At 38.5% G+C, this 364-nt stretch carries 1 protein-coding gene; it reads right to left on the bottom strand.

Going from position 1 to position 364, the window contains the following annotated elements; all coding sequences use genetic code 11:
• Positions 1–319 (bottom strand): transposase (locus tag DXD65_RS14475; protein ID WP_133303879.1); only part of this gene is annotated, 319 nt, incomplete at its 3' end.
• Between the last annotated feature and the right edge of the window lie 45 nt (positions 320–364).

The raw sequence follows: 364 nt of genomic DNA, 5'->3' as shown, positions 1-364 counted from the left end.
TCATCAACTCACGGGCTTCTGTTTCCAGCTTGGAGAAAGACAGGGCTTTCTCCAGCTCTTTAATGCGCTTTTTTAATTGGGCATTTTCATCTTTGTAGGCTTCCTTGCTGCGATTGGACATATCTGGTGATTCTTGTTCAGAAGGCAAAGATAGCTCTTCTGCTAAATTTGAATACTTTTTAATCCAACTATTTAGCAAGGCAGGGCAACAAATGCCATGTGCCCGGCAAAAGGCATGCTTACTCATACCTGATTGGTAGTAAGAGTGAAGAAAAAACAGTTTTTCATCTTCACGATAAAGCTTTCGTTTTGAAGTCATAATAGTAACACATTTATTAGTTTGTAAATGTGTCTACCTATATCA

The sequence above is a fragment of the Bacteroides sp. 4_1_36 genome (assembly GCF_003466325.1).
Classification (GTDB): Bacteria; Bacteroidota; Bacteroidia; order Bacteroidales; family Bacteroidaceae; genus Bacteroides; species Bacteroides uniformis.
Note: the sequence above shows the minus strand (reverse complement) of the source record. Positions and strands in the feature narration are given on the sequence as shown.